17 protein-coding genes are annotated in these 17,756 nt (G+C 64.9%); 2 read left to right on the forward strand and 15 right to left on the reverse strand.

Annotated features, from left to right (window positions below; all coding sequences use genetic code 11):
• Positions 1 to 69 precede the first annotated feature (69 nt).
• Positions 70 to 1,308, forward strand: a complete 1,239-nt coding sequence (locus EZV60_RS09370; protein ID WP_135504777.1) for a HAMP domain-containing protein — start codon at positions 70 to 72, stop codon at positions 1,306 to 1,308.
• Positions 1,309 to 1,497: 189 nt separating this feature from the next.
• Here EZV60_RS09370 and EZV60_RS19455 read toward each other — a convergent pair whose 3' ends face one another.
• The 5 genes from EZV60_RS19455 to sciP form a co-directional block, all read right to left on the reverse strand.
• Positions 1,498 to 1,620 (reverse strand): hypothetical protein, encoded by a 123-nt coding sequence (locus EZV60_RS19455; RefSeq protein WP_280952576.1) that lies wholly within the window; start codon positions 1,618 to 1,620, stop codon positions 1,498 to 1,500.
• 132 nt (positions 1,621 to 1,752) lie between these two features.
• Positions 1,753 to 3,843 carry an ATP-dependent DNA helicase RecG gene (recG, locus tag EZV60_RS09375; RefSeq protein ID WP_135504779.1) on the reverse strand — a complete coding sequence of 697 codons (2,091 nt, stop codon included), beginning with the start codon at positions 3,841 to 3,843 and terminating at the stop codon, positions 1,753 to 1,755.
• 4 nt (positions 3,844 to 3,847) lie between these two features.
• Positions 3,848 to 5,983, reverse strand: coding sequence for an NAD-dependent DNA ligase LigA (ligA, locus tag EZV60_RS09380; protein WP_135504781.1), 2,136 nt, complete (start codon positions 5,981 to 5,983; stop codon positions 3,848 to 3,850).
• A gap of 131 nt (positions 5,984 to 6,114) precedes the next feature.
• Positions 6,115 to 6,831: a response regulator transcription factor CtrA gene (gene ctrA, locus EZV60_RS09385; protein WP_135504783.1), complete on the reverse strand. Its 717-nt coding sequence runs from the start codon at positions 6,829 to 6,831 to the stop codon at positions 6,115 to 6,117.
• A 109-nt stretch (positions 6,832 to 6,940) separates the two neighbouring features.
• Positions 6,941 to 7,204 (reverse strand): CtrA inhibitor SciP, encoded by a 264-nt coding sequence (gene sciP, locus EZV60_RS09390; RefSeq protein ID WP_135504785.1) that lies wholly within the window; start codon positions 7,202 to 7,204, stop codon positions 6,941 to 6,943.
• A gap of 166 nt (positions 7,205 to 7,370) precedes the next feature.
• Between sciP and mnmA the strand changes: the two genes are divergently transcribed.
• Positions 7,371 to 8,507 carry a tRNA 2-thiouridine(34) synthase MnmA gene (gene mnmA, locus EZV60_RS09395; RefSeq protein WP_135504787.1) on the forward strand — a complete coding sequence of 379 codons (1,137 nt, stop codon included), beginning with the start codon at positions 7,371 to 7,373 and terminating at the stop codon, positions 8,505 to 8,507.
• A 5-nt stretch (positions 8,508 to 8,512) separates the two neighbouring features.
• On the opposite strand, the gene EZV60_RS09400 is transcribed toward mnmA, so the two are convergent.
• The 10 genes from EZV60_RS09400 to rseP form a co-directional block, all read right to left on the reverse strand.
• Complete coding sequence (locus EZV60_RS09400; RefSeq protein ID WP_210115077.1) at positions 8,513 to 9,058, reverse strand: REP-associated tyrosine transposase; 546 nt, start codon at positions 9,056 to 9,058, stop codon at positions 8,513 to 8,515.
• 77 nt (positions 9,059 to 9,135) lie between these two features.
• Complete coding sequence (locus EZV60_RS09405; protein WP_135504789.1) at positions 9,136 to 9,510, reverse strand: GFA family protein; 375 nt, start codon at positions 9,508 to 9,510, stop codon at positions 9,136 to 9,138.
• Between the two features lie 25 nt (positions 9,511 to 9,535).
• Positions 9,536 to 10,678, reverse strand: a complete 1,143-nt coding sequence (gene lpxB / locus EZV60_RS09410; RefSeq protein WP_135504791.1) for a lipid-A-disaccharide synthase — start codon at positions 10,676 to 10,678, stop codon at positions 9,536 to 9,538.
• Positions 10,675 to 11,481 carry an LpxI family protein gene (locus tag EZV60_RS09415; RefSeq protein WP_135504793.1) on the reverse strand — a complete coding sequence of 269 codons (807 nt, stop codon included), beginning with the start codon at positions 11,479 to 11,481 and terminating at the stop codon, positions 10,675 to 10,677. The genes lpxB and EZV60_RS09415 overlap by 4 nt, the downstream gene beginning before the upstream one ends.
• Before the next feature lie 3 nt (positions 11,482 to 11,484).
• Entirely contained in the window at positions 11,485 to 12,279 is a 795-nt protein-coding gene (gene lpxA, locus EZV60_RS09420) for an acyl-ACP--UDP-N-acetylglucosamine O-acyltransferase (protein WP_135504795.1), read from the reverse strand.
• 6 nt (positions 12,280 to 12,285) lie between these two features.
• Positions 12,286 to 12,750, reverse strand: a complete 465-nt coding sequence (gene fabZ / locus EZV60_RS09425; RefSeq protein ID WP_135504797.1) for a 3-hydroxyacyl-ACP dehydratase FabZ — start codon at positions 12,748 to 12,750, stop codon at positions 12,286 to 12,288.
• Between the two features lie 88 nt (positions 12,751 to 12,838).
• The gene (locus tag EZV60_RS09430; RefSeq protein WP_135504799.1) at positions 12,839 to 13,456 is read right to left on the reverse strand and encodes an OmpH/Skp family outer membrane protein; all 618 of its coding nucleotides are present in this window, start codon (positions 13,454 to 13,456) and stop codon (positions 12,839 to 12,841) included.
• Between the two features lies 1 nt (position 13,457).
• Positions 13,458 to 15,794 carry an outer membrane protein assembly factor BamA gene (bamA, locus tag EZV60_RS09435; RefSeq protein ID WP_135504801.1) on the reverse strand — a complete coding sequence of 779 codons (2,337 nt, stop codon included), beginning with the start codon at positions 15,792 to 15,794 and terminating at the stop codon, positions 13,458 to 13,460.
• Between the two features lie 270 nt (positions 15,795 to 16,064).
• Positions 16,065 to 16,190: a hypothetical protein gene (locus tag EZV60_RS19460; RefSeq protein ID WP_280952578.1), complete on the reverse strand. Its 126-nt coding sequence runs from the start codon at positions 16,188 to 16,190 to the stop codon at positions 16,065 to 16,067.
• 135 nt (positions 16,191 to 16,325) lie between these two features.
• Positions 16,326 to 17,639, reverse strand: coding sequence for an RIP metalloprotease RseP (gene rseP / locus EZV60_RS09440; RefSeq protein WP_135505248.1), 1,314 nt, complete (start codon positions 17,637 to 17,639; stop codon positions 16,326 to 16,328).
• Positions 17,640 to 17,756: the final 117 nt, after the last annotated feature.

Raw genomic sequence — 17,756 nt, forward strand, 5'->3', positions numbered from 1 at the left:
TGCCGAACCGGTCTTTCCCACACGTCAATTCGTCCTAGCTCTGTCGCAACCGCAGCGGGAGAGACTTGGATGATCGACCAGAACAGCGCCGCCATCGGGCGTTTCGACAAGTCCTTTCTCGTGCACATGATCAAGGATTTCTTCCTGATCCTCGTGCTCGTCACCATCGTCGAATTCTCGATCAAGGCCGCGCTGGTCTACACCAATTACGCCACTAACGGCGAGACAGAGGCCGGTCGCGTCGCCGGCGAACTGTCGGACAATGTGCGTTCGATCATGCGCAACGAGGGCGGCCCGGTGGCCGCGCGCACCATGTATCCGATCCTCGAAACCAACTGGAACGATCTGGGTTATGAGATCGCGATTGTGCCCGCGCCGGTAACCATCGATTCCATCGAGGAAAATTTCGGTTTCACGCCCGAAGGCATTCCCGCCGGTCCCTGGCCCGAAGGGCGCTATAAATCCTTTTCCGAAGATATTGTGGCCGAACCGTTTTGCCTGGCCTGTCACACCGCCGCCGATGTCGGCGATGTTCTGGGCACGGTGACGGTGCGCAACTATCTGGCCAAGGATTTTGTGCTCTGGTTCAAGGACATTCAGCTCTCGGGCGGGCTCGCGATCGGTAAGATCCTCGTGCATTCGGTACTGCTTTTCCTGATCCTGCGCGCGCGGATGGAGCCGCTCATCGGCCTGCGCGCCGTGGTCGCCAACCTTGCGCGCGCCTATGGCGGTCTGCATCACCGCGCCGAAATCCGCACGGCGGACGAGTTCGGCGCGCTGGCACGCGATCTCAACCAGTTTCTCGACCGCATCAGCCGCGTCATCGGCGAGCTCGACGTGGTGCTGGGCCGGGTCGTGACGGTCAATGACGACATCGTGCGCGTCCAGGGCGATCTGCGCGACCGGATCGACAGCGTCATCGGACGGCTGCGCAAGCTCGAACGCGGCGCGATGGTCTCGGCCAAAGGCGAACCGCGACTGTCGCAGCGCTGGTTCGAGGCGGCGCGCCTCTCTCTTCAATCCCGCCAGGAGCAGGACCGCGACCCCGACGCCACCGCCGCCCTGCTGGACGAACTGCAAGAGGTCATCGCCAGCGCCGAGGCGCAGATCCGCAATTCCGAGGCTCTCTTTACCGACCTTGCCGATCTGGGCGAAGAATCCGAGACCCTGCGCGACGCAATGGCCGAAATGACCCGGCTCGAGGAACGTCTCAAAGGCATTATCGAAACCGGCACGACGCTGGTCCAGCGGGTGCGCCCCGATGCCAGCCACGTCAACTCCGACGCCGAAACACCTGAAAAAGCATAAAAAAAACCGCCGCACGCTGGAACCAGCGGCGGCGGAAGGAATGCGGATCCCGTGGGGGCCGTCGCGGCGCCCGGGGCGAGGCAAAAGCCGCCGGGGACCAGACGATGGGACAGTGTCGAATGCGCGTCGGATTTGGGACAGGAGACGCGGATTCAGGCGACGGGCACGGGAAGTCGCAGGCAGAAACGGTTACATCAGACCGGGCAGATAAAGGCTCCCGACAAGCATCACGCTCAGTGCGGCGGCCCCGATGAAATCTCCCAGCAGCGTGTCACTGGAACGCTTTGCGGCGGTCTTGATCTGGCTGAGCATCGGGCGGGTCCTCTTCAGTCGTTCGTGTTGCTCCTTTGTTCTCATTTCCGGACAAAAATGTAAAGAACTTTTTAAGAACATTTGCGAACTTTTAAGGATTTCATGCGAACAGCCCTTGTTTTACAGGACGCGTCAGCCGACGCCGATCAGGCGGATCGCCTCGTCCTGACCCATCAGCCACAAAAGAACGCGCGCCGCCCGACCGCGCTCGGTCACCAGTTCCGGATCGTCGCCCAGTAATTTGCGCGCGTCCGTCTGCGCCACCGCCATCAGGGCGGCCTGCGCTTCCAGATCGCCCACCCGGAATTTCGGCAGCCCGGATTGCGCCGTGCCGATGAGGTCTCCTACCCCGCGCATCTCCAGATCGACCTCGGCGATACGGAACCCGTCCTCGGTCTCGCGCATCGTGTCCAGCCGGCGCTGGCCGCCCTCGCTCAGCGGCGCCTGATACATCAGCAGGCAGGTCGAGGCCGCCTCGCCCCGGCCCACGCGGCCGCGCAACTGGTGCAGCTGCGCCAGCCCGAAATGCTCGGCCCGTTCGATCACCATGATCGAGGCATTGGGTACATCCACCCCCACTTCGATCACCGTGGTGGAGACAAGCACACTCGTCTCGCCGCGCTGAAACGCCGCCATCGCGGCATCTTTCTGCTCGGGCGGCATCTGGCCATGCACCAGCCCCACGCGCCCGTCCCCGAGCGACGCGCGCAGCCGCTTGAACCGCTCTTCCGCGCTGGAAAGGTCCACCGCCTCGCTTTCCTCGACCAGCGGACAGACCCAATAGGCCTGCCGCCCTTCCACGATGGCATTGCGAAGATGCTCGACCACCTCGTCCATCCGGCCCATGTTGACCAGCGCCGTCTTGATCGGTTTGCGCCCGGGCGGCTTTTCATCCAGCACGCTCACATCCATGTCGCCATATTGCGCCAGCGCAAGGCTCCGCGGGATCGGAGTGGCCGTCATCACCAGCACATCGACCGCCACGCCTTTTTTCCCCAGTTCCAACCTCTGGCGCACGCCGAACCGGTGCTGTTCGTCCACGATCGCCAGCCGCAGATCGGCAAAGTCGACATCCTTCTGAAAAACCGCGTGCGTGCCCACAAGGATCTGGATCTCGCCGCTGGCCAGCGCCGTCAGCTTTTCGCGCCGCACCGCGCCCTTGTCGCGCCCGGTCAGCAGTTCGATGCGCACACCCGCCGTCTCGGCCAGCGGCCGCAGGCCCTCCAGATGCTGGCGCGCCAGGATCTCGGTCGGCGCCATCATCACGCCCTGCCCGCCTGCCTCGACAGCGACGAGCAGCGCCATCAGCGCGACCAGCGTCTTGCCCGCACCCACATCGCCCTGCAGCAGTCGGTTCATCTTTTGCGGGCGGGCCATGTCGGTGGCAATCTCCTCGATGGCGCGCCGCTGCGCCGCGGTCGGGCTATAGGGCAGCGCCGCGCGCACCTTGGCCTGAAGATCGCCCGTCCCGACGCTGACCCGTCCCTTGCCGCGCCGCAGTTTGGCCCGCGCCAGCCCCAGCGTCAGCTGATGCGCCATGAACTCGTCATAGGCCAGCCGTTCACGCGCCGGGTGGCTGGGCGACAGCTCTCCGATGGTCAGCGGATGATGCGCCGTCGCGACCGCCTCTTTCCAGTCAGGCCAACCGGCGCGGGTTTTCTGCGCCGGGTCGATCCATTCCGGCAGGTCCGGCACACGCGTCAGCGCGCCCGCCACCGCCTTGGCCATCACCCGCTGCGTGATCCCGGCAGTTAACGGATAGACCGGCTCGAAATCCGGGATCTCGCCGGCCTCCTCTGGCGGCAGGATGTGATCGGGATGCACCATCTGCGCCAGCCCGTCGAAAAGCTCCACCTTGCCCGACACAACGCGCCGCGCGCCGGTGGGCAGCACCTTGGTGAGGTACGTGTCGCGCCCGTTGAAGAACACCAACTGGAAAGAGATCTCGGCATCCTCGACCGTGATCCGGTAGGGCCCGCCGCGTCTGCTGGGCGGCTGATGCCGGCCAACCGTCACCTCGACCGTCACCACCCCGGGCAGGTCCGCGCCCTTGACCGTGCTGCGTTTGCGCCGGTCGATCCCCGAATACGGCAAGGTCAGGATCAGGTCGCGAGGCCGCGCAATATCGAGCGCGGCCAATGTCTGCGCCGTCTTCGGTCCGACCCCCTCCAGCGTCTCCAGCCCCGCAAACAGCGGAAACAGGATTTCGGGCCGGCCCGCCATCGCCTCAGGCGTCCCCGATCAGGTCGAGCCAGCCATCCTCGTCGATCATCTCGACGCAAAGCTCTTCGGCCTTCTTGGCCTTCGACCCCGCGCCGGGACCGGCCACCACCAGATCGGTCTTGGCGCTGACCGAGCCAGACACCTTGGCGCCAAGCGCCTCGGCGCGCGCCTTGGCCTCGGCGCGGGTCATCTTTTCGAGCGTGCCGGTGAACACAACCGTCTTGCCTGCCACCGGACTGTCCGAGGTATCGGGCCGCGCGGCCTCTTCTACGGTCAAGTGCTCGACCAGCCGGTCGATGCTTTCGCGCTCATGGGCCTGCGCAAACGAGGTCACAAGGCTGCGCGCCATCACCTCACCCACGCCGTCTATCCCCAAAAGCCGCTCCCACTCGGGGCCCTCGCAAGCCTTCGCCCCGTCCATCGCCTCGATGAACTCGTCCCACGTGCCGTAAAACCGCGCCAGAAGATTGCTCGCCTGCTCGCCCACATGTCGGATCCCAAGCGCGAAAAGTAGGCGACCAAAGGGAATCCGGCGCTTTTCTTCAATGGCCGCAAAGAGGTTTTTCGCACTTTTCTCGCCCCAGCCCTCGCGGTTCTTGAGCTGCTGCATTCCCTGCCCGAACCGCTCTTCAAGGGTAAAGATATCCGCCGGCTCCTTGATCCAGCCGTCGCGGTAGAACTGTTCGACCTGTTTCGATCCCAGCCCTTCGATGTCGAAGGCCGCGCGGCTGACGAAATGCTTGAGCTTTTCCACCGCCTGCGCGGGGCAGATCAGGCCGCCGGTGCAGCGCCGCACCGCGTCGCCTTCCTCGCGGATCGCCTCGGACCCGCATTCGGGGCACGCTTTCGGAAACTCATAGGCCGCGGCGGCGTCGGGCCGCTTCGACAGGTCCACATCCGCCACTTTCGGAATCACGTCTCCTGCGCGATAGACCTGCACCCAGTCGCCGATCCGGATATCCTTTCCATCGCGGATCGGGTTGCCCTTGGCATCGCGGCCGGCGATGTAATCCTCGTTATGCAGCGTGGCGTTGCTGACCACCACGCCGCCCACGGTCACCGGGGACAGCCGCGCGACTGGCGACAGCGCGCCGGTCCGGCCCACCTGGATGTCGATTGCCTCAAGCCGCGTCCAGGCCAACTCGGCGGGAAATTTATGCGCGATGGCCCATCGCGGCGTGGTCGAGCGAAAGCCCAGGCGCCGCTGCAGGTCGAGATCGTTAACCTTGTAGACCACGCCGTCGATGTCATAGCCAAGGCTCGCACGCTGTTGTTCGATCTCGCGGTAATGCGCCGTCATCTCTTCGGGGCCGTCACAAAGCACGGTCAGCGGATTGGTCTGAAACCCGACAGCCGCCAGACGCTCGATGGCTTTCATTTGCGTGTCTGCAAGGGCTTCGCTGATCTCACCCCAGGCATAGGCGAAGAACCGCAAGGGACGCGCTTTGGTGATGCTGCTGTCAAGCTGGCGCAGCGACCCGGCGGCGGCGTTGCGCGGATTGGCGAAGGTTTTGGCGCCCTGCTCGGCCTGCCGCGCGTTCAGCGCCTCGAAATCCTCGTGGCTCATATAGACCTCGCCGCGCACCTCAAGCACGTCGGGCGCCCCGTTCAGCGTGTCGGGGATATCGTCGATCGTGCGCGCGTTGGCGGTGACATTCTCGCCCACCGCGCCGTCGCCGCGCGTCGCCGCCTGCACAAGCTTGCCCTGCTCATAGCGCAGGCTCAGGCTCAGCCCGTCGATCTTCGGCTCTGCCGTGCACGGCAAAGACGCCTCCGGCCCCAGTCCCAGATAGCGCCGGATCCGGTCGTCGAATTCTTCGATGTCGGCGTCGTCAAAGGCGTTCGAGAGGCTCAGCATCCGCACCGCATGGGTGACCTTGGCAAAGCCCTCCGCCGGGGCCGCGCCCACCTGTTCGCTGGGACTGTCGTCGCGCTTGAGCGCCGGGAACCGCGCCTCGATGGCCAGGTTGCGCGCCTTGAGCGCATCATAGTCCGCGTCCGAAATCTCGGGCGCGTCGCGGCGGTGATAGGCGTCGTCGGCCTGCGCAATCTCCTTGGCCAGCCGCGCCAGCTCTGCGCGCGCCTCCGCCTCGCTCAGATCCGCCACCTTCCGCGTTGCCGCAGATCCCGCCTGGTTCATGTGCGCCCCCTGCCCGATGGGCCGTTCGACCGGCCCGACGTGCAGAGTGTTAGGCCGGGCGGTGGCGGACGTCCAGTCTCAAGCCTGTCCGCGGCACTCGCATCCGCGCCATCGCCGGGCGGGGCGCGGTCTCAGGCTCCCACGGCGAGACGATCGTCGCCGGTCGCGGCCGGATCGGGATCGCGCAGAACATATCCGCGTCCCCAGACCGTCTCGATATAATTTTCGCCACCGGTCGCCTCGGCCAGCTTCTTGCGCAGCTTGCAGATGAAGACGTCGATGATCTTCAGCTCCGGCTCGTCCATGCCGCCATAGAGATGGTTGAGGAACATTTCCTTGGTCAGGGTCGTGCCCTTGCGCAGGCTCAGAAGCTCCAGCATCTGGTATTCCTTGCCGGTCAGGTGCACCGTCTTGTCCGCCACCTCGACCGTCTTGGCGTCGAGATTGATATGCACCTTGCCGGTCCGGATCACGGATTGCGAATGGCCCTTGGACCGCCGGATGATCGCGTGAATGCGCGCGACCAGTTCCTCGCGGTGGAACGGCTTGGTCAGGTAGTCGTCCGCGCCAAAACCGAAGCCCTTGATCTTGTTCTCGGTGTCGTCCGCCCCCGACAGGATCAGGATCGGCGTTTCGACCCGTGCCAGCCGCAATTGGCGCAGCACCTCGTGCCCGTTCATGTCCGGCAAACCCAGGTCCAGCAGGATCAGGTCGTAATCGTAAAGCTTCGCAAGATCGATGCCCTCTTCGCCCAGATCGGTCGTGTAGACGTTCAGGTTGGCATGCGTCAGCATGAGTTCGATGCTCTTGGAGGTGTTCGGATCGTCTTCCACGAGTAGGACGCGCATGTGGGATACTCCATTGAATTCCGTGTACCGGACTAAAGCTGGACAAAATTGGTTAATCGCAGGTTACCGTAGAAGAACAAATAGAGCATTCTACCTTAGGTTGTCCACCTTATTTGAGCCCCGTCACCTTCAGGCCCTCCACACCATAGCGCGACACGGCCTCGAGCCATTCCTGGAATTCCTCCTGGCTCAGCCCGTATTCGGCCTGCGCCTCGGCCTGGGTGATCAGCCCGTGCAGCACACCGCGCACCACGGCAAGCTTGCGCGAGGCCACCCATCGCCGCGTGTCGGGCGGCGGCAGGTCGGCCCGGGTCATCACGGAGCCATCCGGCAAGGTCACCGCGCGCGGCCCGTCGACTTTCCTGAGATACATGACGCTACCCTCTCGTCTGAGGCATTCAGGATCGGCAAACGCGCTTAACGCCCGGTGAAACCCGCCGGGCTTTGTGCTTCGGATTTTTCTAAAAAGCCGTCCCCGGACGAGCCCTTAACATTCCGCCGCAAGGGGCCTATATACGCCGCCAAACCCGGAGACCCGCATGCCCTTCGATCCCGCCCTCAATTCGCTCGGCTTCGCCAAGCCGCCTGCCCAGACCCGCGTGGTCGTGGCCATGTCGGGCGGCGTGGACAGTTCCGTCGTGGCGGCGCAACTGGCCGAGGAAGGCTATGACGTGGTCGGCGTGACGCTGCAGCTTTACGATCACGGCGCGGCTCTGGCCAAAAAGGGCGCGTGCTGCGCGGGCGTCGATATCCACGACGCGCGCCGCGTGGCCGAGGAGATGGGCTTTCCCCACTACGTGCTCGATTACGAGAACATCTTCCGTGATGCGGTCATCGACGAATTCGCCGACAGCTACCTCGCGGGAGCCACGCCGGTGCCCTGCATCCGCTGCAACGAGCGTGTGAAATTCAAGGACCTACTGGAAACGGCGCGGGACCTCGACGCCGACTGCATGGCAACGGGTCACTACATCCAGCGCAAGATGGGCGATCTGGGGCCAGAACTGCACTGCGCGGCGGATGCCAATCGCGACCAGTCCTATTTCCTGTTTTCCACCACGCCCGAACAGCTCGATTACCTTCGCTTCCCGCTGGGGCACCTGGCCTCCAAGGCCGAGACCCGTGCGCTCGCGGCGCGGTACAACCTGCCCGTGGCAGACAAGCCCGACAGCCAGGATATATGCTTCGTGCCCAATGGCGATTATGCCAGCGTGATCGAAAAACTGCGTCCGGGCGCTGCGGAACCGGGCGAGATCGTGCATGCCGACGGGCGCGTGCTGGGCCGCCACGAGGGCGTGATCCACTACACGATCGGCCAGCGGCGCGGGCTTGGCATCGGCGGCCTCGCCGAGCCGCTCTACGTGGTCAAGCTCGACGTCGACAAAAGCCAGGTCATCGTCGGCCCGAAGGACATGCTCTCGACCCGCACGGTTCCGGTACGCGAAATCAACTGGCTGGGCGATCGGCCTTTCGAATCCGCGCCCGAATGGCACGTCTCGGTCAAGGTCCGCTCGACCCGTCCCCCGCGCGACGCGGTGATCCGGCCCATGGGTCCGGACACGGCCGAGGTCGAGCTGCTGACGCCGGAAGAAGGCGTGTCGCGAGGCCAGGCCTGTGTTTTTTACGAGACCGGCGGCAGCCGTATTCTGGGCGGCGGCTGGATCTGGAAGGGATGACGGTGTCAGGGGCGCGCTGAAGCACGCCCTACGCGCGGCGCGCGCTCACCGGTGGGAACGCGAGGGAGGTCAACGACAGGCTCCTGCCCCAGTGCATCCCTGTGATACGAACTGTAGCGCCAGTCGCGCGGCTGTCGCACCAGACCGTGCCGGACCGGATCCGTCCAGCAATAGGTCCGATGCTGTGCAAGATCGGCGGCATCGCGGATATGATGCTCCCAAAAGCGGCGCTGCCAGATGCCCTTTTCCCTTCGTGCGACCAACCGAGGCGTTTCGACCCCTCCGGGCAAACCGCGCGAGAACCGCGCCTTGATCGCCGCCCACCGTGCGGCATAGTCGCAATCGCCATCGGGCAGGGTCCAAATGGCATGCAGATGATCGGGCAGCACCACCCAACTGTCGATGCGAAAGGGCTGCACCTCACGCACCGTCCGAACGGCCTGGCGCAAGCGCGTGATCTCGTCGATCAGCAAGGTGCTCTCTGCCTCTTGCAGGCAAAGCGTGAAAAAGATCGTCGCTCCAGGGCGCCGCGGGCGAATGTACTGGGCCATGACACACAGCTTGCGGCAAACAGGGTTAACGCAAGGTTGACGCCACCCCGTAGGCCGTGCTTCAGCGCGGCCTTGCCCTAGGCATCCTTGTGGCGCGCGTAGCCCGCCATGCCGGGAAACTCCGGCAGCCACGGCTCGCGCCGCACCGTCCAAAGCTCATAGTCGGGCGTGAAAACACCCGGCGCGTCGAGCGTGCCGAGATGAACCTCCACCTCGTTCCCGCTGACCGCAAAAACCGACGACCCGCAGCGCGGACAGAAATGCCGGCCCCGATAGTCCCGCGTTTCGCCCGTGATCCGCACCGCCTCTTCCGGGAACATGGCCGCGGCATAAAAGACCGCGCCATGATGCTTGCGGCAATCGAGACAGTGACACACGCCCACGCGCAACGGCACGCCTCTCGCAACCAGCCGCACCGCTCCGCACAGACATCCGCCCTCGACCTCGTTCATCATTCCCTCCGCAAACGCGCGCGCCTCAGGGCAGCCGCGCCAGAACCGCCCTGGCCGCGCGCAGGCCCGGCGCCTCTCCGCCGCGTCCCAGCCGCTCCATCGTCAGCCGCATCGCCTCTTCCTGCGCATCGGGGGCGTCCAGCACCTCCAGCACCCCCTGGGCGATCAGATCGGCCCGGCACCTTTCACCGTTGAACTCCGGCACGGCACGCGTGTCCGACACGAGATTGACCAGCGTCAGCGTGTCGATGCGCAGCATCCGGCGGATGATCTCGCGGGTGATCCAGTTGACGTCATAGGCGATGACCATCGGTGTCCCCGCCGCCGCGAGTTCCAGCGATACCGTTCCCGACGCCGCCAGCGCCACCTGCGCCACGCCAAAGGCCGCTGCCTTCTCGGCCTTGAACGTGGCCTCGCCCGGCGCGACGACGACCGGCCTGCCCGGCCAGTCTGCAACCAACTCCCGCACTTGCGCCGCACGAGAGGCCGTCGTCGGCAGCACGACCCGCAGATCCGGGCGAGCCTGCAGCACGTTTCGCACCGTCTCGCCAAAGATCGGCCCCAGCCGCGCCACCTCGCCCCCGCGCGAGCCGGGCAGCACGAGCAGCACCTCGGCGTCGCCCAGCCCGTGCCGGTCCCGGAACGCCGCTATCTCCACCGCGTCGGCCTGCTTCTGGCTTACCACGGGGTGGCCCACGAAATCGCATGCCATCCCGGCGGCTTCCATATAAGGCGGCTCAAAGGGCAAAAGCGCCAGCACATGGTCGATCACCTTCGCCATCTTCTCCGCCCGCTTCGGGCGCCACGCCCAGACCGAGGGCGCCACGTAATGTACCGTGCGAATGTCGCGCTCCGCCTTCACGATCTTCGCCACGCGCAGGCAGAAATCCGGGCTGTCGATGGAAATGATGACGTCAGGATCACAGGCCAGCGCCGCCTCCGCCGTCTCGCGGATCCGACGCTTAAGGTGGAAATATTTCGGCAGGATCTCCACGATCCCCATCACGCTCAGCTCTTCCATCGGAAAGAGCGAGCTCAGGCTCTCGTCCTCCATCAGCGGCCCGCCGACGCCCACGAATTCGACCTCCGTCAGGTCCCTGAGCCCGGCCATCAACGCCGCGCCAAGCGCATCGCCCGAGGCCTCTCCGGCGATGACGAAAACCTTCATGCCAGATCGCGGGCGAGGATGAAGACGCCGGTCGCGCCCGCGCGGCGCAGAACCTCGTCACGGTCAAGGATCATCACCCGCCCCGGCGCGATCACCACGCCGGCCAGCCCCGCGTCCGCGATCCCGTCGATCGTGCCCGGCCCGATCACCGGCATATCGATGCGCAGGTCCTGCCCGGGCTTGGGCGCCTTCACAAAGACGCCCTTGTGTCCGCGCCGAAATTTCGGGTCGGTCTCGCCGACAAACCGTAACAGCGCATCCGTGCCCTGCACCGTCTCGATCCCCAGACACTGCCCCCCTGCCACGACACAGCCCTGCCCCAGATCCAGCGGGCCTAGGGTGCGCAGGATTTCACCCGCCCGCGCGGCATCGCGCAGATCGGCTTCATCCAGGGCGGGACCATGGGCAAATCCGTCCTCGGCCACCAGCTCGGGCAAAAGCTCATGCGCGCCCAGCACGGCGAATCCCTGTTCTTCGAAAATCGCGATCACCGTGCGCAAAAGCGCATCATCGCCCTGCGGGATCGCGGCCATAAGGCGCGGCGCGATCCGGGTCATCATGCCGTCGAACTGCCCAGGATCGAAGCCGGGCCGCGCCAGCGCCCCGGCAAAGACCATCCGGTCCACGCCCGCCGCCTTCATCGCCGAAAAAAGCCCGCCGATCTTCTCCAGCCTGTGCCGGTCCGAGCGCGCCTCAAGCTCCGATGGGATCCCCTCCAGCGTGATCACCATCGCATCCGGGTGTGCCTCGGCCAGCCGCACGGGCAGCGCGCCACCACAGGCGAGGATCGCCAGACGTCCCATGGCTCAGCCCGCCCCGGGCGTCAGGAAGGACCGGTCGCTCGCGGCGGTGACGAAATCGACGATCCGTCGAACGTATTCGCTCTCGGTTTCCTCACCCAGACGCCGTGCGCGATCCTGAAACGCGCCTTCGCCCTGGGCCAGCATCTGGAACGCAGCGCGAAGCGCGGTGATGTCCTTCCTCGCCACGCCCCGCCGTTTGAGCCCCACAAGGTTCAGCCCGTCCAGAACACCCCGGGGCGCCTGCACAAGGCCATAGGGAATCACGTCATTCGTGACCATCGTAACCGCACCGATGATGGCGCCCTGCCCGATCCGCACCCATTGATGCACACCCGACAGCCCGCCGACGATCACGTCGTCCTCGATCACGCAATGGCCCGCAAGGGCCGCGTTGTTCACGATGATCACCCGGTTGCCCACCTGCACGTCATGCGCCACGTGACAGCCGGCCATGAAAAGCCCGTCATCGCCCACACGCGTAACGCCGCCGCCGCCCTCGGTGCCGGCATTCATCGTCACATGCTCGCGGATGCGGTTGCGCGCCCCGATCACAAGCCGCGTCTTCTCGCCCTTGAATTTCAGGTCCTGCGGGATCTCTCCGATACAGGCGAAAGGAAAAATCAGGCACTCCGGCCCGATCTCGGTCTCGCCCGAGACCACGATATGACTCTTAAGCTCGGTCCCGTCGCCAAGACGCACCTCCGGGCCCACGTGACAGAAGGGCCCGATGACACAGCCCTGCCCGATCTCTGCGCCCGGCTCGATCACCGCACTGGGATGGATCGTCGTCTCGGCCATGTGGCACTACTCCTTGGGAAGATCCATCATCGCGGTAAACTCCGCCTCGCAGGCCAGGTCTCCGCCAACCTCGGCGCGGCCCGCGAATTTCCAGACCTTTCCGCCGGGCTTGCCGCGCTTGGTTTCCAGATGCATCTCCAGCACGTCACCCGGCACCACCATTCGGCGGAACTTGCAGGTCTCGATGGCCATGAAATAGACCAGCAGGTTACGGTCCTCCATGCCAAGCGCGCTTCCCACCATCACGGCGGCGGTCTGCGCCATCGCCTCGACGATGGTCACGCCCGGCATGATCGGCTTTCCGGGAAAATGGCCCTGGAAATGGGGCTCGTTCATGGTGACGTTCTTGATCCCGCGCGCGCTTTGATAGCCGTCGATATCAACCACCTTATCGATCAGCAGGAACGGATAACGATGCGGGATCAGCCGCTGGATCAGATGGATATCCGCGGATTTCAGCGGCTCGGTCATGCGTGGTCCTTTCCCTCTCCCCCGGGGCTGCGGCCGATGGGCGCGCCCCTCGCCGGGTTAGCAATTTGCCCCCACCGGGGCAAGCGCGCTAATCCTGTGTGGCCGGCTCCGTCTCCGGTTCGGTGCTCGGCTGAGTCTCCGGCTGCGTCTCGCCGGTGGCGTCCCGGCCGTCGCCCAAAATCGCGTCGATCCGCGCCACGGCGATCTCGGTGATGTCGATCACCCCGGCCTGGATCAGCACGTTGCGCCGGTCAAGCACGACAAGACCGCCGGCCTCGCGCATCAGCTCGACCAGTACCGGCTCGACCCGCCGCATGAAATCCACCGGCGCGCGCTCCCGGTTGCGTTCCAGCCGGCGCACCCGCGCATCGCTGTCGCGCCGGATCTGCTGCACCTTCTCATCGAAGGCGTCGGCCATGTCGCGGAATTCCTCGGGGCTGGTGGTATCGCGCAGATCGGTCAGGGCCTGTTCCTCGGCGCTCAGCTGCGCCTCCAGATCGCGGTTGCGCGCGATCAGCGCCTCGCGTTGCGCCTGCAGGTCCGCCGCAAGTGCCTGACCCAGTTTAGAGCGCTCGAAAAGCTGTTCGGGATCCAGCACGAGGATCTGGCTCTGGACGATGCCGACATCCTGCGCACGGACCATCTCGGGCGCCTGCGCCGCGCCCGCAAGCCCTGCCGAAAGGATCAGCGCCGCAAGGCGTCTCACATCAGAAATCCGTTCTGACCGTGATGTCGAATTGCCGCTCGATGTCGCCTGGCTCTTTCTGGAGCGCCTCCGAGAAGTTCATCCGCAGCGGGCCAAAGGGCGATTCCCAGAACAGCGACAGACCGATCACGTGCCGCGCGCGGAAGCTGCTCGATTGCACGCCGCCGAAGGTGTTGTCGAGGTTCCAGATCGCGCCGACATCGTAGAAAGCACCGCCCGACACGCCGTATTCCTCGGGCAGGCCCAGCGGGAACTCGGCATCGAACTTTGCCACGGCGAAGAAATTGCCGCCCAGATGTTCGCCATTCTGCACCGGGCCCATGCCGTTCGATGCGAACCCGCGCATGACCTGAGAGGTAAAGCGGTCCACCGCGCGGGTATTGCGGTCATCGAGGAAATCGATCGTCCCGCCTTCCAGCGTCGCGCGCAGCGTAACTTCCTCGTTGAGCACCCGGGTCTGGCCGATCAGCCGCGCCGTGGTCTTGAGATATTCCAGGTCGCCGCCAAGCCCGCCGTATTCCGCGCCCACATCCACCAGAACGCCCGCGTTCGGGTTCAGACCGGTGCGTCGCGTGTCATAGGTGAAACGATAGCCGATGGCGCTGCCGTAAAGCCCGCCCTGGTTCGACTCGGCGCGCAGCAGGACCGAGTTGCCGCCATTGGCGACCGAAGGATAATCGTCCATCTCCGAATAGGTCAGCGAATAGTACAGCGACAGGCGGCTGTTTTCGGCCACCGGGAAGGTCAGCTGCGGGCGAAACCCGCCGATGACGGTGTCGTAAAAGCTGTTGTTGCCGTCCGTCTCGATCAGCGAGGTCTGCAACGAGAACTCCACGTCGCGGCCCAGAAAGGCCGGCTCGGCGAAGACGAGGTTGTAATTCGCCGTCTCCGCGGACGCGGCGATATTAGCCGTCACGCGCTGCCCCCGGCCGAGGAAGTTGCGCTCGGAGAAACCCAAGGTCAGGCCGAAGCCCGCGTCGGACGAATAGCTGCCGCCGAAGGTAAGCGAGCCGGTGGTCGTCTCCTCCACGTCCACGTCCACCACAACCTGGTCGGGGCGCGATCCCTCGCGCGCGTTCACGTCGGCCGTCTCGAAATAGCGCAGCGCGCGGATCCGCTCGGCGGCCTCGCGCACTTGGCGCGGGTTGAACGGATCGCCCTCGACCACGTCGAACTGCCGCCGGATCACCCGGTCCAGCGTCGTCGTGTTGCCCTCGATATCGATGCGCTCCACGAAAACACGCGGCCCGCGCGTCAGCAGGAATTCCACGTCCAGCGTCAGGTCCCGATCGTTGCGCGTGATGCGCGGCTCGACCCGCAGGAAATCGACGCCCTGCTTGATCCCCAGCCGTTCCATCCGTGCGATCGAGTTTTCCACCAGCGTGGGGGAATAGACGACGCCGGGCCGGATCTTCAGAACACGCTGATAGGCGTCGGCATCCACTTCCGAGATTTCGCTGACCGTGGTGATCTCGCCAAAGCGGAATTGCTGGCCTTCCTGGACGTTGAACGTCACGAAATACCCGTCGCGCTCGCGCGCCAGCTCGGCGTTGGTGCCCGTCACCCGGAAATCCACATAGCCGCGCGACAGGTAGAAATCCTGCAGCACTTGCTTGTCGAACTCAAGACGGTCCTCGACAAAGGTATCGCTGGCGATCAGCGCGCGGAAAAGGCCCGCCTGCTTGCTGTCCACGACCCGGCGCAGGCGGCGGTCGGAAAAGGCGCGGTTGCCCACAAATCCGATGCGCTGCACTTCGATCGCCCGGCCCTCGAAGATCTCGAAAATCAGGTCGACCCGGTTGTCGCTGCGCCGGATCACCTTGGGCGTCACCCGCGCCGAAACACGACCGTTCTGTTCATACGCTTCATTGATGATCGCCACGTCGCGCTCCGCGCGCGTCGGGCTGAAAACCTGCCGGGGCTGGCTTTCGATGAACCCTTCAAGATCCTCGTCCTTGAGCCGGGTGTTGCCCTCGAAGGCGATGCGGTTGATCGTCGGGAATTCCACCACCCGGATCACCAGCGTGCCGCCGCGCGGCTCGATCTCGACATCCTCGAAAAGACCGGTGCCAAGAATGCGCTGGTAGGCGTCGTTCAGCTCGCCGGCCGATACCGTCTCGCCACGCGCGATGCCCGCGTAGGTCAGGATCGTGGCGCCCTCGATCCGCTGGTTGCCCTCGATGGACACGGAATTGAAGCGGTAATTCTGGGCCTCGGCCCGCTCCGGCGCGGCGGTTGCGACAAGAAGAAGAAAAACCGCGAAAAGGCCACGCAGGGCCGCGGTGAAAGTGTCTTGGCGCACGCGGCTCGACGCCCCGTTTCCGCTTTTGATGAACATATGCAAAACCCAGTCAGAAGACGTCCCAGTGGTCTTTTCAGTAACCATTCCGGAAAGGGTTGTCAAAACGCGACTTCGCGGATCCGGCCCGTTGGGCGCGGACCGTGTCGGACAGGCCAGACAGGGCACGCGAAAAGAGCGGATGCAGCCGTGCATCCGCCCTTCATCCTAGTCTCGCAAAGAGGGCACCACCCGGACCTTTCCGGTCCCGGAAGGATGCGATGGATCAGCGTGCCCGTGCTATCGGGTCACCGCATCATCCCATGTCGTTCAGAGCGAGCCGACGTAAGCTCCGGCCCACAATGCCACCGCGATAGTGGCCAGATAAAGCATACGGTCCCAGTTCAGGTCGACCAGAACAGTCATGCCGCGATATCCGTTTTCGATATGTTGCATCTTCCTTGCCTTGTTGTCCGTGCATGTTGCTTGAAGATGCCAAGCAAATATGACGGGTTTCGGCACGAAATCTGGGCAGGAATGTGGCATCTGGGGGCCGCCCGGCCCTAGCCTGGTGGGCCAGGGCGCGCCGCCTCAGGGACAGAAGATGTCGTTGAACAACGCAAAGACCATCACGCTCAGCACCAGCGTCAGACCGGCGGTCATCATCACCCGCAGCGCCTTGTCGCTCGGCGGTCGTCCGGTCGTCGCCTCGTAGGCGTAAAACACCAGATGCCCGCCATCCAGCACCGGGATCGGAAAGAGATTGAGCAGCCCGACCGCCGTCGACAGCACCGCGATGAACCAGATGAAGCTGTCGAGCCCCTGGCTCGCCATCGCGCCCGACACTTCGGCGATGCCGATCGGCCCGGACATGTTGCAGCTGCTGATCGCCCCGGTGATCATGTGGTAAAGCCCCGACACCGAGCCTTCGATCACCCGCCAGGTCTGCGCCACGGCGTCGCCGGTCGCGGCCAGCGGTCCTTTTCGCTCGGTCGCCAGCTCGAAGGCCAGCCCGCCGGCAATCCCGATACGCCAGTTCGTCTCGAACCCGCCCTCGTCGCGCGGCTCGTCCACGCGCTTGGGCGTGAGCTCGTAATCAAGGATCTCGCCGGCTCGCCAGACCGTCAGCGCGGCGGTGGCGCCTTGCGACGATTCGATCACCTCTTTCAGTTGGTCAAATGCCGCGATCTCTCGCCCGGCAATTCCGACGATCACATCGCCCTGTTCCAGCCCGGTCTCATAGGCGGCCGACCGCGGCGCCAGTTGCACCACCAGTGGCGGCATCGGATGCGGGCCGCGCACCTCCCTGACCTCCCCGTCGCGCCGCACCTCGTAGTCCAGGATCTCCTCCTGCGGCAGCGCCTCGACAAAGGTTTCGAAAAGATCGTTTTCCTCACTGCTCCAATCGGGCATCGGCACGCCTTCGATCGAGATCAGCTCGTCACCTTCCTGCAGGGTGATCTCCTCGCTCACCGGCAGCGGGCGCAACTCGCCCACGCGCAGCGGCTCGGCCACCTTGCCCTGCGCCATGATGACCGCCGCGAAGACCAGGATCGACAGCGCGAAATTGAACACCGGCCCCGCCGCAACGGTCAGCGTCCGTGCCCAGAGCGGCGCACCGAGCATGGTTTTTCGTCGCTCCTCGGGCGGCATGGTCTCGACCGTGCCGTCGCTGGTGCCGCTCGCGGCATTGGCGTCGCCCATAAATTTCACGTAGCCGCCAAAGGGCAGCGCGGCCAGTTGCCAGCGCGTGCCATGCCGGTCGACCCGGCTGTAAATCACCGGTCCGAAGCCCAGAGAAAAGACATCCGCCTTGATTCCGCACCAGCGTCCGACGATGTAATGGCCGTATTCATGGATCGCCACGATCACCGAAAGCGCCGCCACAAAGGCCAGCAAGGTCATGAAAAGGCCGCCGAATTGCGGGATCACTGCGAAATCCTCCCTCGTTTGTGTCTATAAGGCGCGGGACGGGCCGCGCGGCGCGGGGTTGTGTGGCACATGGTCCGGTCGACCGCAGGT

The organism is Roseovarius aestuariivivens, assembly GCF_004761875.1.
GTDB classification, from domain to species: Bacteria; Pseudomonadota; Alphaproteobacteria; order Rhodobacterales; family Rhodobacteraceae; genus Roseovarius; species Roseovarius aestuariivivens.

Excerpts from the sequence above, each read along its gene's own strand:
- EZV60_RS09370 (WP_135504777.1), top strand. The coding sequence starts at position 70 with ATGATCGACCAGAACAGCGCCGCCATCGGGCGTTTCGACAAGTCCTTT.
- EZV60_RS19455 (WP_280952576.1), bottom strand. The coding sequence starts at position 1,620 with ATGCTCAGCCAGATCAAGACCGCCGCAAAGCGTTCCAGTGACACGCTG.
- recG (WP_135504779.1), bottom strand. The coding sequence starts at position 3,843 with ATGGCGGGCCGGCCCGAAATCCTGTTTCCGCTGTTTGCGGGGCTGGAG.
- ligA (WP_135504781.1), bottom strand. The coding sequence starts at position 5,983 with ATGAACCAGGCGGGATCTGCGGCAACGCGGAAGGTGGCGGATCTGAGC.
- ctrA (WP_135504783.1), bottom strand. The coding sequence starts at position 6,831 with ATGCGCGTCCTACTCGTGGAAGACGATCCGAACACCTCCAAGAGCATC.
- sciP (WP_135504785.1), bottom strand. The coding sequence starts at position 7,204 with ATGTATCTCAGGAAAGTCGACGGGCCGCGCGCGGTGACCTTGCCGGAT.
- mnmA (WP_135504787.1), top strand. The coding sequence starts at position 7,371 with ATGCCCTTCGATCCCGCCCTCAATTCGCTCGGCTTCGCCAAGCCGCCT.
- EZV60_RS09400 (WP_210115077.1), bottom strand. The coding sequence starts at position 9,058 with ATGGCCCAGTACATTCGCCCGCGGCGCCCTGGAGCGACGATCTTTTTC.
- EZV60_RS09405 (WP_135504789.1), bottom strand. The coding sequence starts at position 9,510 with ATGAACGAGGTCGAGGGCGGATGTCTGTGCGGAGCGGTGCGGCTGGTT.
- lpxB (WP_135504791.1), bottom strand. The coding sequence starts at position 10,678 with ATGAAGGTTTTCGTCATCGCCGGAGAGGCCTCGGGCGATGCGCTTGGC.
- EZV60_RS09415 (WP_135504793.1), bottom strand. The coding sequence starts at position 11,481 with ATGGGACGTCTGGCGATCCTCGCCTGTGGTGGCGCGCTGCCCGTGCGG.
- lpxA (WP_135504795.1), bottom strand. The coding sequence starts at position 12,279 with ATGGCCGAGACGACGATCCATCCCAGTGCGGTGATCGAGCCGGGCGCA.
- fabZ (WP_135504797.1), bottom strand. The coding sequence starts at position 12,750 with ATGACCGAGCCGCTGAAATCCGCGGATATCCATCTGATCCAGCGGCTG.
- bamA (WP_135504801.1), bottom strand. The coding sequence starts at position 15,794 with ATGTTCATCAAAAGCGGAAACGGGGCGTCGAGCCGCGTGCGCCAAGAC.
- EZV60_RS19460 (WP_280952578.1), bottom strand. The coding sequence starts at position 16,190 with ATGCAACATATCGAAAACGGATATCGCGGCATGACTGTTCTGGTCGAC.
- rseP (WP_135505248.1), bottom strand. The coding sequence starts at position 17,639 with ATGACCTTGCTGGCCTTTGTGGCGGCGCTTTCGGTGATCGTGGCGATC.